At 67.2% G+C, this 13,526-nt stretch carries 12 protein-coding genes; 5 read left to right on the top strand and 7 right to left on the bottom strand.

Annotated elements, in window-relative coordinates; all coding sequences use genetic code 11:
* Positions 1-172: 172 nt before the first annotated feature.
* Entirely contained in the window at positions 173-1,105 is a 933-nt protein-coding gene (locus AC6CHL_RS12810) for a LysR family transcriptional regulator (RefSeq protein ID WP_038692646.1), read from the top strand.
* Positions 1,106-1,149: 44 nt separating this feature from the next.
* Here the strand turns inward: AC6CHL_RS12810 and AC6CHL_RS12805 are convergent, their stop codons facing one another.
* From AC6CHL_RS12805 to AC6CHL_RS12795, 3 genes are all read right to left on the bottom strand, one after another.
* Positions 1,150-2,259 (bottom strand): NADH:flavin oxidoreductase/NADH oxidase, encoded by a 1,110-nt coding sequence (locus AC6CHL_RS12805; RefSeq protein WP_038691148.1) that lies wholly within the window; start codon positions 2,257-2,259, stop codon positions 1,150-1,152.
* Between the two features lie 99 nt (positions 2,260-2,358).
* A complete protein-coding gene (locus AC6CHL_RS12800; RefSeq protein WP_314402981.1) occupies positions 2,359-3,180 on the bottom strand; it encodes an NAD-dependent protein deacetylase in 822 nt (273 codons plus the stop codon).
* A gap of 41 nt (positions 3,181-3,221) precedes the next feature.
* Positions 3,222-3,635, bottom strand: a complete 414-nt coding sequence (locus AC6CHL_RS12795) for an acyl-CoA thioesterase (protein WP_038691150.1) — start codon at positions 3,633-3,635, stop codon at positions 3,222-3,224.
* A 164-nt stretch (positions 3,636-3,799) separates the two neighbouring features.
* Between AC6CHL_RS12795 and AC6CHL_RS12790 the strand changes: the two genes are divergently transcribed.
* Together AC6CHL_RS12790 and AC6CHL_RS12785 are read left to right on the top strand one after the other, a co-directional pair.
* A complete protein-coding gene (locus AC6CHL_RS12790) occupies positions 3,800-4,603 on the top strand; it encodes a hypothetical protein (RefSeq protein WP_498294646.1) in 804 nt (267 codons plus the stop codon).
* A 93-nt stretch (positions 4,604-4,696) separates the two neighbouring features.
* Positions 4,697-5,497, top strand: coding sequence for a hypothetical protein (locus AC6CHL_RS12785; protein WP_498294644.1), 801 nt, complete (start codon positions 4,697-4,699; stop codon positions 5,495-5,497).
* A 154-nt stretch (positions 5,498-5,651) separates the two neighbouring features.
* Here the strand turns inward: AC6CHL_RS12785 and AC6CHL_RS12780 are convergent, their stop codons facing one another.
* Together AC6CHL_RS12780 and AC6CHL_RS12775 are read right to left on the bottom strand one after the other, a co-directional pair.
* Entirely contained in the window at positions 5,652-6,671 is a 1,020-nt protein-coding gene (locus AC6CHL_RS12780; RefSeq protein WP_038691153.1) for a ribonucleotide-diphosphate reductase subunit beta, read from the bottom strand.
* Between the two features lie 241 nt (positions 6,672-6,912).
* The gene (locus AC6CHL_RS12775) at positions 6,913-9,324 is read right to left on the bottom strand and encodes a ribonucleoside-diphosphate reductase subunit alpha (protein ID WP_038691154.1); all 2,412 of its coding nucleotides are present in this window, start codon (positions 9,322-9,324) and stop codon (positions 6,913-6,915) included.
* Positions 9,325-9,906: 582 nt separating this feature from the next.
* Here AC6CHL_RS12775 and AC6CHL_RS12770 point away from each other — a divergent pair.
* Positions 9,907-10,725 carry a DUF2884 family protein gene (locus tag AC6CHL_RS12770; protein ID WP_498294642.1) on the top strand — a complete coding sequence of 273 codons (819 nt, stop codon included), beginning with the start codon at positions 9,907-9,909 and terminating at the stop codon, positions 10,723-10,725.
* Positions 10,726-10,750: 25 nt separating this feature from the next.
* Here AC6CHL_RS12770 and zapE read toward each other — a convergent pair whose 3' ends face one another.
* Both zapE and AC6CHL_RS12760 read right to left on the bottom strand, forming a co-directional pair.
* Positions 10,751-11,851, bottom strand: a complete 1,101-nt coding sequence (gene zapE / locus AC6CHL_RS12765; RefSeq protein ID WP_498294641.1) for a cell division protein ZapE — start codon at positions 11,849-11,851, stop codon at positions 10,751-10,753.
* A complete protein-coding gene (locus AC6CHL_RS12760; RefSeq protein WP_483007622.1) occupies positions 11,848-12,522 on the bottom strand; it encodes an alpha/beta hydrolase in 675 nt (224 codons plus the stop codon). Before AC6CHL_RS12760 ends, zapE begins: the two co-directional genes overlap by 4 nt.
* A gap of 55 nt (positions 12,523-12,577) precedes the next feature.
* On the opposite strand from AC6CHL_RS12760, the gene AC6CHL_RS12755 reads away from it, so the two are divergent.
* A complete protein-coding gene (locus AC6CHL_RS12755; protein WP_038691158.1) occupies positions 12,578-13,450 on the top strand; it encodes an EamA family transporter in 873 nt (290 codons plus the stop codon).
* The last annotated feature ends 76 nt before the right edge of the window (positions 13,451-13,526 follow it).

The raw sequence follows: 13,526 nt of genomic DNA, 5'->3' as shown, positions 1-13,526 counted from the left end.
ATCTCCGGCAAAGGCGGCCAGGCCCGGTGCAGGCGCGCGCCGGGTGGCGGGCGCAGCCCGGGGCTGGCGGGGACACCCACCTTAGGAGCGGGCCCGGGCCGCCGGTAGATCGGGCCCTGTTGGCTCTTTCGAAAGACAAACTTTGCAATCACAGGCGAGAATGGCGGTCACCATGAATATTCTCCAGTCAATCCGCAGCTTCATCCGTACCGCCGACGCCGGCAGCCTGGCCGCGGCGGCACGCACGCTGGGCATCAGCGCGGCGGCGGTCGGGCAGAACATCGCCCGGCTGGAGGCGCACCTGGGCGTACGCCTGTTCAACCGCACCACCCGCCAGCTGGCGCTGACCGAGCGCGGCGCGCTGTACCTGGCCCAGGTGCGCTACATCGAACGCGACCTGCAACGCGCGCAGGCAGCGGTGACCGATCTGGACGCCACGCCCGAGGGCCGGCTGCGGATCGCCTGCAGCACCTCGTTCGGGCGGCACAAGCTGGCCCCGCTGCTGCCGTCGCTGAAGGCGCGCTACCCGCGGCTGGCGATCGAACTGCTGCTGGCCGACCGGGCGGTGGACCATGCGCGCGAGGACGTGGACGTGAGCATCCGCATCGAACCGCAGCTGGAAGAAGGGCTGGTGGCGCGGCCGATCGCGCAGGTTCCATTCGTGTTCTGCGCGGCGCCGTCGTACCTCGCGCGCACCGGCGTGCCGCGCACGCCCGAGGCCCTGCGCGAGCATCGCTGCCTGTTGTTCCGGCATCCCAAGGACGGCCGGCACCTGCGTTGGGGCTTCGTGCGCGACGGGCTGCGCTTCGATGCCGACGTCAGTCCGGCGCTGGTCAGCGACGATATCGATGCACTGGCCGCGATGGCGCTGGCCGGCGGCGGCATCACCCGCCTGGCGGCGTTCGTCGCCGCGCCCTACCTGGCGCGCGGTGAACTGCAGGCCCTGTTCGAAGGCAATGAAGCCGGCGATGCGCAGGCGTTGCCCGAGCCGATGCGGCTGTTTTTGTGTGTCAGCGACCGCCGCGACCTGACCCCGAAGGTGCGCGCGTTGATGACGCACATCGTCGAAGGGCTGCCAGCCGAGTGGCGGGTGGACGTGGCCTAGCGGCGCGCAGGCGATGGCACGTGGCCACCGCCTGCGGCTGGGGGTCAGCGCGGCGGTGCGATGAACACGCCGCGTGCTTCGCGCGGTTCGCAGCGCAGGTACTGCGGCGCCGGTTCCAGCGAATCGCCCAGCGCGGCGGCGGCGTGCCACGGCCAGCGCGGGTCGTAGAGGATGCCGCGGGCCAGCGCGATGGCATCGGCGTGGCTGTGGCGCAGGATCGATTCGGCCTGGGCCGGGTCGGTGATCAGGCCGACGGCAATCACCGGCATGCGCAGCTTCTGCGCCTTGATCGCCTCGGCGAACGGCACCTGGTAGCCCGGCGACAGCGGAATCTGCTGGCGCGGATCGTTGCCGCCGCTGGACACATGCAGGAACTGGCAGCCCCGGCCGTCCAGCACGTGCGCCAGGGTGGTGGTCTGTTCAATGTCCCAGCCGCCGGCCACCCAGTCGCTGGCCGAGATGCGCACGCCCACCGCGATACGGTCGCTGACCGCTTCGCGCACCGCGTCGAACACGCGCACCAGCAGGCGCATGCGGTTCTGCAGCGAGCCGCCGTACTCGTCATCGCGCTTGTTGCTCAGCGGCGACAGGAACTGGTGCAGCAGGTAGCCATGCGCGGCATGCAGTTCGATCAGGTCCAGGCCGATGCGCTCGGCGCGCTGGGCGGCCGCCACGAAGGCGTCCACGATCGCATCGATGCCGGCTGCGTCCAGCGCCTGCGGGGTCGGGTCGGTGGGGTGGAACGGAATCGCCGACGGCGCGAGCGTGGTCCAGGCGCGCGGATCGGTGGCCGGCAGTGCGCCGCCGCCATCCCACGGCCGTGACGAGGACGCCTTGCGCCCGGCATGCCCCAGCTGGATGCCGATCGGCATGGGCGACCAGCGCTTCACCGCGTCGATCACCTTCTTGAGTGCCGCTTCGGTGTCGTCGTTCCACAAGCCCAGGTCGGCCCAGCTGATGCGGCCTTCGGGCAGCACGGCGGTGGCTTCCAGGATCAGCAGGCCGGCGCCGGACTGCGACAGCTGGCCCAGGTGGATCTGGTGCCAGTCGTTGGCCAGGCCATCGGTGGAGGAGTACTGGCACATCGGGGCGATGACGATGCGGTTGGCCAGCGACAGCGGGCCAAAGGAAACGGAAGAAAAGAGCTGGCTCAAGTGGGGGACTCTGGCGGAAACGGGAAAACCGGGCGTCATTGCACTCCTGCTGCGCGCGCAAGGCAACCGTATCGGTGGATCAGTGTTTCGCGGCGGCGCTCAGGCGGTGCTGGCCGACGGCAGCAGGAAGGCCAGCGCGGCCGCGCACGGCTGTTCGATCTTCAGGCTGAGCAGGTCGTCGGCGCGGGTGCGGCCCAGGTTGAGCGCAGCCACCGGCACGCCGGCGCTGGCCGCAGCCTGGACGAAGCGGAAGCCCGAATAGACCATCAGCGAGGAGCCCACCACCAGCACGGCGTCGGCCTGGGCGAGGTGCGCGTGGACGGCAGCCACCCGCTCGCGAGGGACATTTTCGCCGAAGAAGACCACATCTGGCTTGAGGATGCCGCCACATTGCGGGCATGCCGGCACCTGGAACGGGCTGAAGTCCACCCCGTCCAGGTCGGCGTCGCCGTCCGGGGCCAGGGCCGCGTCGAGCTGGTCCCAGCCGGGGTTGTGGGCCAGCAGGACCTGCTGGAACGCCTCACGCGGGGTGCGGGCTTCGCAGCCCATGCAGCGCACCTGGTCCAGCCGGCCGTGCAGGTCGATGACCGCACGGCTGCCGGCCCGCTGGTGCAGGCGGTCCACGTTCTGGGTGAGTAGTACTTCCAGCTGGCCGCGGGCTTCCAGCGCCGCCAGCGCGGCGTGGGTGCCGTTCGGGCGGGCATGGCCGAAACGTGGCCAGCCCAGCAGGCTGCGCGCCCAGTAGCGCTGGCGGGTGGCCAGCTCGCCCATGAAGGCCTGGTAGGTCACCGGCGGAGTACGTTTCCACTGGCCATCGGCATCGCGGTAGTCCGGGATGCCCGAATCGGTGCTGCAGCCGGCCCCAGTGAGCACGAACAGGCGCTGGGCGCGGTCGATGAAGTCGGCGAGCGGGCGGGTCATGGTCTACAGGTGGGGGCGCGCGGCGGGCAACGCAATCGCGGTTACGGCCCGGGAATGGCGTCGGGCAGCGGCGGCACGGCGATGGGGTGGCCATCGGCATCCAGCGCGATCATCACGAAGTGGCCGCGCGTGCAGAGCTTGCGCTCGCCGCTGTGCAGGTCTTCGGCGATCAGTTCCACTTCCACCTTCATCGAGCTGCGGCCCACTTCGACGATGCGACCGATGGTTTCCACCATCTGGCCGATGCGGATCGGCAGCTTGAAATCGACCTGGTCCGAGCGCGCGGTGACCACGGTGCGACGCGAGTAACGGGCCGCGGCGAGGAAGGCCGCCTTGTCCATCCAGGCCAGCGCCTGGCCACCGAACAGGGTGCCCAGGTGGTTGGTGTGGTTGGGGAAGACGATCTCGGCCATGCTGATTTCAGTGGGCGGGATGGGGTCTGGGGTGGTGGACATGGGGGTGGCCGGTTGGGGTGTGGCGCGATGGTACGGCAGCGGCGCGAACAAGGTCGTGGATGACCGCCACGCGTTCAGGCTGTGCCCATTTCGTGAACTACGGCGTTGACCCTGCCAACGACAGCCGCCGACACTGCCCATTGCCCCAACGCGCGAGCCGCTGCATGTCCCTGCATGACTGTTTCGTATTTCCCGCCGCACCGCAGTTGCCTGCGCCTGACATGCCTGCGCTGGAGCGATGGATGCTGCAGGAGAAGATCATCCTGCCGGCGGTGGGTGCGGATGTCCCTGGCAAAGCGTTATACGAGCTCAGCCATGCCATTGAGCGCCTGCCGGGTGCCAATGCCCTGCTGGTGGATGCGGACTGGCGAACGGCAGCGGACGTGGTCGCCTCCCATGTCCAGGCGGGCAACCTGCCCGATTCGCTGCACGTGCACGGCGACGGCAGCGTGGAAGACTGCGTCGCGGCGATCCGGGACCATGGCATCGCGCTGGGTGATGCGTGGTTGTTCTGGGAACACAACGCGTCCCGCTGGTTCAGCCCTCGCTACCGCGCAGGCCCGGGCATCGTGGATCTGTTCGATATCGCCGATCGCGGCCAACCCATCGACGATCTCACGATCGTCCTCTTCCAGATCGATCCGCAAGAACCGCCGTTCGTCGTTGCTGGGGAGGGAACCTGCCCTCCACTCGTGCCGGGCGAATGTGATGCACGCGAGGACTTCCCTCCCTTCGGCGATTACACGGATTTCATTGGTGTCGCCTACAACGACATCCGTGCGCAGTGGACCCATCCTGACACTGGCCGACGCTACGGCATTCTGGATCTGGACTGGGAATCCGGATTGGGAATTGGCTGGAGCTTCATCCAGTTCGAAGGTGGCAGCGGGCGGGATCTGGCGCCGTTCGCCGACGCCGTTGGCAAGGTATGCGGGCAAGGCATGATGTACGCACATCGGCACCTATAGCGCTGTGCTGACCCTGCTGTGCCAGTCCGTCGTGCGTGGCATGGCGCTGCCACGATTCTGTTCACCCCTGCCTTCATACACCACGGCCTTCCCATGACGATGCATGACTGTTTCGTGTTTCCGGCAGCACCGCATTTGCCTGCGCCGGACATGCCGGCGCTGGAACGGTGGATGTTGCAGGAAAGGATCATCCTGCCGGCGGTGGGCGCGGATGTGCCCGCCAAAGCGTTGTACGCACTCAGCCATGCCATTTCACGCCTGCCGGGCGCCAACGTCCCGCTGGTAGACGCTGACTGGCGGACGGCGGCGGACGTGGTTGCCACCCATGTCCAGGCCGGCAACCTGCCTGATGCGCTGCGCGTACACGGCGACGGCAGCGTCGAAGACTGTGTCGCGGCGATCCGGGACCATGGCATCGCGCTGGGTGATGCATGGTTGTTCGCCAAACATGCGGATTGCACATGGTTCAGCCCACGCTACCGCGCGGGACCGGGAATGGTGCGCCTGTACGATCCCGACCGCATCGGCGAGATCGACCACCTGAGCATCGTGCTGTTCCAGATCGACGCGGGCGAACCGCCCTTTGTCGTGTTCGGCGCGGGAACCTGTGCGCCAACGGTGCCCGGGGAGACCACCGAACGGGAGGACTTCCCGCCCTTTGGCGACTACATGGACTTCGTCGGTGCCGTGTACGAGGACATTCACGTGGACTGGGTCCATCCGGACAGTGGTCGCCGCTATGCCCTGCTGGATCTGGACTGGGAATACAGCCTGGGTATTGGCAGGTGCTTCATCCAGTTTGAGGATGGAAGTGGTTATGACCTTGAGCGGTTTGTGCAGGCCCTTGGCGAGGCATGCGGACAACGCATGACGTATGCACATCGCCTGTTCTAGCAACGGATGCAATCGCCGGTAGAGCCACCCCATGGGTGGCTGCGCGCGGTGCCGGTTTCAGGTGCAGCCACCCATGGGGTGGCTCTACCGCCGCGCGGGAACGAAAAACCCCGGCACTGGGCCGGGGTTTTCGTTGATGCGTGTGACGCGGGAATCAGAACGACATGTCGAACGAGACTTCGCCCTTCACGCCCACCTGGTAGGCCGAGGAGCGGCGTTCGAAGAAGTTGGTCAGTTCCTGCACGTCCTGCAGTTCCATGAAGCTCAGCGGGTTGCGCACGTTGTACTTGCGCTCCATGCCCAGGCGGTGGAAATGGTTGTCGGCGCAGTGCTGCAGGTACTGGCGCATGTCGCGGGTGGAAATGCCCGCCACGCCGCCGGACAGCACGTCTTCGGCGAACTGCACTTCGCATTCGATGGCTTCGGCCAGCATGTCATAGACCTGCTGCTTCATGGCATCGTCGAACAGGTCCGGCTCTTCCTCGCGGATCACGTCCACGCATTCGAAGGCGAACTCCATGTGCGCGCTTTCGTCGCGGAACACCCAGTTGGTACCCGAGGCCAGGCCGTTGAGCAGGCCGCGCGAACGGAAGTAGTACACGTAGGCGAACGCGGCAAAGAAGAACAGACCTTCGATGCAGGCGGCAAAGCAGATCTGGTTGAGCAGGAACTGGCGGCGCTCGTCGCGGGTTTCGATGCGGCGCAGGTCCTGGATCGAGTCGATCCACTTGAAGCAGAAATCGGCCTTCTTCTTGATCGAGTCGATGTTCTCCACCGCGGCGAACGCTTTGACGCGCTCATCCGGATCGGGCAGGTAGTTGTCGAGCAGGGTCAGGTAGAACTGCACGTGCAGCGCTTCTTCGTACAGCTGGCGCGACAGGTACATACGCGCTTCGGGCGCGTTCAAGTGCTGGTACAGGTTCAGCACCAGGTTGTTGGACACGATCGAATCGCCGGTGGCGAAGAACGCGACCAGACGGTGGATCAGGTGGCGTTCGCCCGGCGACATCTTGCTGTGCAGGTCGCTGATGTCGATCTGGAAATTGATTTCCTCGACAGTCCAGGTGTTCTTGATCGCGTTGCGATACATGTCATAGAACTGCGGGTAGCGCATCGGGCGCAGGGTCAGTTCAAAACCTGGATCGAGCAACATCTGGCGCGGCGTGTCTGCCATGGGGGGTTCCTTGGTTCAATTGGCGGCTTCCCGGTGGGGAAGCGTCGAAAGACCCGCGCGTGTGCGCGGCGGGCTTCCGGCACCGCGGGCAGAGGCAACGCCCGGCGGTGTCAGCGTGTTTGGGGTGGAGCGGTGAAGCAGCCGGGCTGGGCCCGGCATTCAAGCGGTATCGATCATTTCCCGTACCCACCAACGGTGGGTACCTACCCAAGGTTGCCGGCCCAGTGGGCCGGCACGCCTTTTACTGGCAGGCTTCGCAGCTTTCCGGGTTCTCCAGCGAGCAGGCCACGGCTTCGTCCGGGGTGAATACCTTTTCCGGCGCGGCATGCGAGCCCTGGCTGATCGTGGTCTTGGCGATCTTGGTGGCCGGACGCGAACGCAGGTAGTAGGTGGTCTTGATGCCCTGCTTCCAGGCGTACATGTACATGGAGGACATCGCACCGATGCTCGGGCTTTCCATGAACAGGTTGAGCGAGGCGGACTGGTCGATGAACGCGCCGCGGTCGGCGGCCATGTCGATCAGCGAACGCATCGGCAGTTCCCACGCGGTGCGGTAGATGTGACGCAGGGTTTCCGGGATCTGGGTGATGCCCTGGATGGAGCCTTCGGCCATCTTGATCGCGTCGCGCATTTCCGGCGTCCAGTGGCCCAGCTTCTTCAGCTCGGTCACCAGGTAGCGGTTGACCTGCAGGAAGTCGCCGGACAGGGTTTCGCGCTTGAACAGGTTGGACACCTGCGGCTCGACGCACTCGTAGCAACCAGCGATCGAAGCGATGGTCGCGGTCGGGGCGATGGCGATCAGCAGCGAGTTGCGCAGGCCATGTTCCTTGATGCGGTCACGCAGGGCATCCCACCGGGCGGTGTCCTCGGGCACCACGTTCCAGGCGTCGAACTGCAGCTCGCCGCTGGCCGCACGGGTGTCGGCGAAGGACGGGTGCTTGCCGCGTTCCTGGGCCAGCTCGCACGAGGTTTCCAGGGCGTGGAAGTAGATCGCTTCGGCGATCTTCTTCGACAGCGCGCGGGCTTCGGCACTGTCGAAGGCCAGGCGCTTGCGGAAGAACACGTCCTGCAGGCCCATGCAGCCCAGGCCGACCGGACGCCAGCGCAGGTTGCCGCGGCGGGCGGTTTCGATCGGATAGAAGTTCAGGTCGATCACGCGGTCGAGCTGGCGCACGGCCAGGCGCACGGTGTTGGCCAGCTTGTCGAAATCGAATTCGCCGTGGGCGTCGAAATGGTTGCCCAGGTTGATCGAGCCCAGGTTGCACACCGCGGTCTCTTCGGCCGAGGTGATTTCCAGGATTTCGGTGCACAGGTTGGACAGGTGGATCACGTTGCCCGGACGCAGGGTCTGGTTGCTGGCGCGGTTGCACTTGTCCTTGAAGGTCATCCAGCCGTTGCCGGTCTCGGCCAAGGTGCGCATCATCCGCGAGTACAGCTTGCGCGCGGGAATGGTGCGCTGGGCCTTACCCTGGGCTTCGGCCTGCAGGTAGGCCTGCTCGAAGGCTTCACCGAACAGGTCGGTGAATTCGGGCACCACGCTGGGATCGAACAGCGACCATTCCTGGTCGGTCTCCACGCGCTGCATGAACAGGTCGGGGATCCAGTTGGCCAGGTTCAGGTTGTGCGCACGGCGCGATTCGTCACCGGTGTTGTCACGCAGTTCGAGGAAGTCCTCGATGTCGGCGTGCCAGGTTTCCAGGTACACGCAGGCCGCGCCCTTGCGCTTGCCACCCTGGTTGACCGCGGCCACCGACGAATCCATGGTCTTCAGCCACGGCACGATGCCGTTGGAATGGCCGTTGGTCGACTTGATCAGCGAACCACGCGAACGCACGCGGCTGTAGCTGACGCCGATGCCGCCGCTGAACTTGGACAGCTGGGCGATGTCGCCGTACTTGGCGTAGATCGACTCCAGCGAATCCTGCGGGGAGTCCAGCAGGAAGCACGAGGACAGCTGCTCGTGGGTGGTGCCGGAGTTGAACAGGGTCGGGCTGGACGGCAGGTAGTCCAGGTTGCCCATGCGCTTGTACAGCGCCAGGGTTTCCGGCACGTCTTCGCTCAGGGCGCTGGCGATGCGCAGGAAGAACTGCTGCGGGGTCTCGATCACCTTGCGGGTGTGCGGATGGCGCAGCAGGTAGCGGTCGTACAGGGTGCGCAGGCCGAAGTAATCGAAATGCAGGTCCAGCGACGGATCGATGGCGTCGTTGAGCTTGCGTGCGTTGATCTGCACGAAGTCCAGCAGGCGCGCGTTGATCAGGCCCACTTCGTGGCCACGGCCCACCGACTGCGAGAACGCGTGGATTTCCTGGCCGGACACTTCCTTGGCGATGAAGTTGGCCAGCAGGCGCGCGGCCAGGCGGCCGTACTCGGGCTCTTCACCGATCAGCAGGGCGGCGGTGCGGATGGACAGCTCGTCCAGCTCCTGCGTGGTGGCGCCGTTGTACAGGCCGGAGATGGTGCGGGTGGCCACGCGCATCGGGTCCACCGCGTGCAGGCCCTCGCAGCAACGCTGCACCGCGCGCACGATCTTGTTCAGATCCACCAGTTCGGTAGTGCCGTTGCGCTTGGTGACACTCATGGCGTTGGCCGTAGGCGGCGAGGTCAGAAGGAACTCGCTTTCCTGCTCGGTGGCTGCGCTGGTTTCGGTGCTCACGGCGTTTTCCTCTTGGCGTGATTTGGGATGGCACAACGTTGCCTGCTGGGCAGGTGCTGGACCGGCGCTCGGACTCTCAGAGTGGACCTGGGGTGTCGCATGGGCCGCGACTGCGCAGGCAGGCCTGCGGGCGGTTCCCCTGCGTCACCGGTCCTCTCCCCTCAGAGTGGTGCGACCGATACCTCAACGCTGTACGTGTAGTGCGGTTGTCAGTAGGTTTTCAGGCCATCGGCGTGAAGGCGATTCACCCGTCGACTTGTGGTCGGCGGGACCGACGGCCACAAGATAGTGGGGGTACCGGGGATCGTCAACGCCAAATCTGGGGAAAATGAGCAATCCCTTGCGCCGCAACGATCCGCCTTGAGGGGCGTCCGACGAACGGTCTGGACCCGTCGAAACCGAGTGCGCAGTCAAGGCCGGAAGAGGCACGCCGGGTGAGAAACTGAATCCGAAAACAGACCCCTGAACTCACACGAACGTAACAAACCCGACGCGTCCCCGCCGGTCGGGGTGACTTCCGACCCGCGCCGGCAACCGCAGGGGGTGCGAGCCTGCAGGCGTCCCCCTTGCCGAGCCCCCCGCATGCGCCTGCCCCTGACTGGATGTCTGCTGCTGGGCCTGGCCGTGGCCCTGCCCGCCCACGCCGATGACAAGGACGCCGTTCCGGCCCTGTCCTCGCGCCAATGCGGGGTGAGCACGCCCTACAACGTGCTGGTGGACAGCGGCGGGATCTGGCTGCGCCAGCCGGGCCAGGTCCCGGCGGAGATCTTCTTCCACGATGGCGAGCTCAACATCGACCGGACCCCGGTGCCGGTGAGCGCCGCCGACGCCCAGCGCCTGCGCCAGCTGGAATGGGGCACCCGGCAGCTGGTACCCGCCGTGGCCGGGCTGGCCGGCGAAGTGGTGGACATCACCTTCGATGCGTTCGGTGCCACGGTGGAGATCCTCAGTGGCAGCAAGGGCAAGGCGCGCCAGGTGGCCCGGCTGCGCGACGACGCCCACCAGTACGTGGACCGCACCCTCGGCCGCGGAATCTGGGAGCAGGCCGATTTCGGCGACGGCTTCGAGCAGCGCGTGGAGCAGGCGGCCGAATCCATGGCAGATTCGCTGGCCCGGGGCGTGATGTGGTCGATGTTCACCGGCGGTGCGCAGCGCATGGAGGCGCGTGCCAACAAGGTCGAGGCGCAACTGGAGCGGACCATGGAAACCCGCGCCCAGGCGCTGGAGGCCCATGCCCAGTCGCTGTGCACCCAGGTGCTGGCGCTGGACCAGCTGCAGCAGGCGCTGGAGGTGCGCTACCAGGGCCAGCCGCTGGGGATGCTGGTGGTGGACCGCGACGACGACGCCCCCGCCCCGCGCGAACAGCCGCGCAGCAAGAACGTCGCCCTGCCCACCCCATAGCGGCGGGCAGGCCACGGCGCCACCCTCACGCCTTGTGCGGGGTACCCAGGTACTCGGCGCTCTGCATTTCGATCAGGCGCGAGGCGGTACGCTCGAACGCGCCCTGCAGGCGCACGCCCGAATACAGCGCCACCGGGGTATCGGTGGCGGTGCAGACCAGGTTGACGTGGCGGTCGTAGAGCTCGTCGATCAGGTTGACGAAGCGGCGCGCGGCATCTTCGTTGAGTCTGTCGAAGTGCGGGATGTCGCCCAGCAGCACGGTGTTGAACTCGTGCGCGATCTCGATGTAGTCCGACGGGCCACGCGGCCCCTCGCACAGCGCCTTGAAATCGAACCAGGCGATGCTCTTGCCACGCGCCCGCACCGGGATCTTGCGGCCCTCGATCTCGATGTTGCCCGGCTTGGCCGGCTGGCCGCCGCTCAACTCCGCCCAGCGCGTGCCCAGCCAGGCGTCGCTGCCGGCGTCGCGCGGGGCCTGGTACACCGGCGAGCGGGTCAGCGCGCGCATCCGGTAATCCTCGGTGCCTTCGGCGTACAGCTCCACGCAGTAGGTCTGCAGCAGGCCGATGGCCGGCAGGAAGCTGTCGCGCTGCAGGCCGTTGAGGTACAGGTTCTCCACGGCGGTATTGGAGGTGGTCACCAGGGTCACGCCCTCGGCGAACAGCCGCTCCAGCAGCCGTGCCAGCAGCATGGCATCGCCGATGTCGGTGACGAAGAACTCGTCCAGCACCAGCACGCGCAGCTTGGCCCGCCATTCCTGGGCGATGCGGGCCAGCGGGTCGCTCTGGCCCTGGTGCTCGCGCAGCCGCTCGTGGATGCCGCGCATGAAGCGGTGGAAATGGGTGCGGTACTTCTGCTCGATCGGCAGCCCGTCGTAGAACAGGTCCACCAGGAAGGTCTTGCCGCGCCCTACCCCGCCCCAGAAATACAGGCCCTTGACCGGCTCGGGCTTTTTCCAGAACGCCGACAGGCGGTCCAGCCAGCCGTCCTGGGCGCTGTCCACCAGCGCCACATGGATGCGGTCCAGCTCGGCCAGCGCGGCATGCTGGGCCGGGTCGTTCTGCCATTCGCCCCGGGCCACGCCTTCGGCGTAGCGCTGCGACGGGGTCAGTGCGCTGTCACTCATGCGTCTGCGGTGCCTGCATCGGGCAGCCAGTGCTTGACGCCGTGGGTGATGGCCCCGCGCAGGTCGATCAGCTTGCGGTGGAAGAAGTGGCTGGTATCGGGCATGCGCACCAGTTCGTGCGGCGCCTGCAGGCTGCCCAGCCAGTCATAGACCGCTTGCGGGTCGACAATCTCGTCTTCCTCGCCCTGGATGACCAGCCACTGCGCCGGCGTCTGGATGCCGTCGAAGTCCCAGCGCCCGGCGGGCGGGGCGATCGAGATCTGCGCGTCCGGCTGCAACGCGGCGGCGGCCTTGAGCGAGACGAAGGCGCCAAAGCTGAAACCGGCCAACCACAGCTGCTCGCCGGGGCGCTGGGCGCGGACCCAGGCGACGACGGCCTTGAGATCGTCCTGCTCGCCGTTGCCGTGGTCGAAGCTGCCGGCCGAGGTGCCGACGCTGCGGAAGTTGAAGCGCACCGTGGTGATGCCCAGCGCGCGCAGGGTGGTGGCGACCATGGTCACCACCTTGTTGTGCATGGTGCCGCCCTCGGTGGACAGCGGGTGGCAGATCACCGCGACGATTGGCTGGGCCGGCGCGTCACCGGTGGGCAGGTCGACGGCAACGTCCAGCGGCCCGACCGGGCCGTCCAGCACCAGGGCGGCGCTGGTGGGGGGGAAAGGGGGATTGTGCATGGCGTCATAATACCGCTCCTCCGCGGGCTGCACGGCCGCGCTTGCCGGGTTCGTCATGCTCTATCTGGTTTTCAGTGTGTGCTGCAGTGTGCTGGTGTCGGTGCTGCTGAAGCTGGCGCCGCGCCAGCGCCTGGACATGGCCCAGGTGGTCACCTGGAACTACCTGCTGGCCAGCGTGCTCAGCCTGGTGCTGCTGCGCCCGTCGCTGGCCTCGCTGCAGACCGCGCACGCGCCGTGGCTGGCGCTGCTGGGGCTGGCGGTGACGCTGCCCACCATTTTCCTGGTGATGGCGCGCGCGGTGACCCGCGCCGGCATCGTGCGCAGCGACGTGGCCCAGCGCCTGTCGCTGCTGCTGTCGCTGCTGGCCGCGTTCCTGGTGTTCGGCGAAACCGCCAACAGCTGGAAGCTGGCCGGCCTGGGGCTGGGCCTGCTGGCCATCGTGGGCATCAGCGTGCGTCCGCGCGCCAGCGCCGCCGCACCCAGCGGCGAACGCGCCTGGCCGTGGCTGCTGGCGGTGTGGGTGGGCTACGCGCTGGTGGACATCATGCTCAAGCAGGTGGCCCTGTCGGGCACGCCGTCGATGGCGGCGCTGACGGCCAGCTTCGGCCTGGCCTTCGTGCTGATGCTGGCGCTGCAGCTGTGGCGGCATGCCAGCGGTGCTTCGCCGCTGCAGTGGCGCAACCTGGGGGCCGGTGCGCTGCTGGGGCTGCTGAACTTCGGCAACATCCTGTTCTACGTGCGCGCGCACCAGCACCTGCCCGACAGCCCGGCGGTGGTGTTTGCCGGCATGAACATCGGCGTGGTGGTGGTGGGCGCGCTGGTGGGCGTGCTCGCGTTCGGCGAGCGCACCAGCGTGTGGAACCGCGTGGGCCTGGCCCTGGCGGTGGTGGCGATCGGGCTGATTGCGTGGGGCACGGCGGCGGGCTGAGCGGTTGCGATTCAGCGCATTCTTCTCCACCCGGGCAGGACCAGGCCGGCCTGATCCTGCCTTCGGAGAGGTGCGA

The sequence above is a fragment of the Stenotrophomonas sp. GQ19 genome (assembly GCF_059758695.1).
The sequence above is the reverse complement of the archived record's forward strand: the minus strand, read 5'-3'. Positions and strand labels throughout refer to the sequence as shown.

Excerpts from the sequence above, each read along its gene's own strand:
- AC6CHL_RS12810 (WP_038692646.1), top strand. The coding sequence starts at position 173 with ATGAATATTCTCCAGTCAATCCGCAGCTTCATCCGTACCGCCGACGCC.
- AC6CHL_RS12800 (WP_314402981.1), bottom strand. The coding sequence starts at position 3,180 with ATGACCCGCCCGCTCGCCGACTTCATCGACCGCGCCCAGCGCCTGTTC.
- AC6CHL_RS12795 (WP_038691150.1), bottom strand. The coding sequence starts at position 3,635 with ATGTCCACCACCCCAGACCCCATCCCGCCCACTGAAATCAGCATGGCC.
- AC6CHL_RS12790 (WP_498294646.1), top strand. The coding sequence starts at position 3,800 with ATGTCCCTGCATGACTGTTTCGTATTTCCCGCCGCACCGCAGTTGCCT.
- AC6CHL_RS12785 (WP_498294644.1), top strand. The coding sequence starts at position 4,697 with ATGACGATGCATGACTGTTTCGTGTTTCCGGCAGCACCGCATTTGCCT.
- AC6CHL_RS12780 (WP_038691153.1), bottom strand. The coding sequence starts at position 6,671 with ATGGCAGACACGCCGCGCCAGATGTTGCTCGATCCAGGTTTTGAACTG.
- AC6CHL_RS12770 (WP_498294642.1), top strand. The coding sequence starts at position 9,907 with ATGCGCCTGCCCCTGACTGGATGTCTGCTGCTGGGCCTGGCCGTGGCC.
- zapE (WP_498294641.1), bottom strand. The coding sequence starts at position 11,851 with ATGAGTGACAGCGCACTGACCCCGTCGCAGCGCTACGCCGAAGGCGTG.
- AC6CHL_RS12760 (WP_483007622.1), bottom strand. The coding sequence starts at position 12,522 with ATGCACAATCCCCCTTTCCCCCCCACCAGCGCCGCCCTGGTGCTGGAC.
- AC6CHL_RS12755 (WP_038691158.1), top strand. The coding sequence starts at position 12,578 with ATGCTCTATCTGGTTTTCAGTGTGTGCTGCAGTGTGCTGGTGTCGGTG.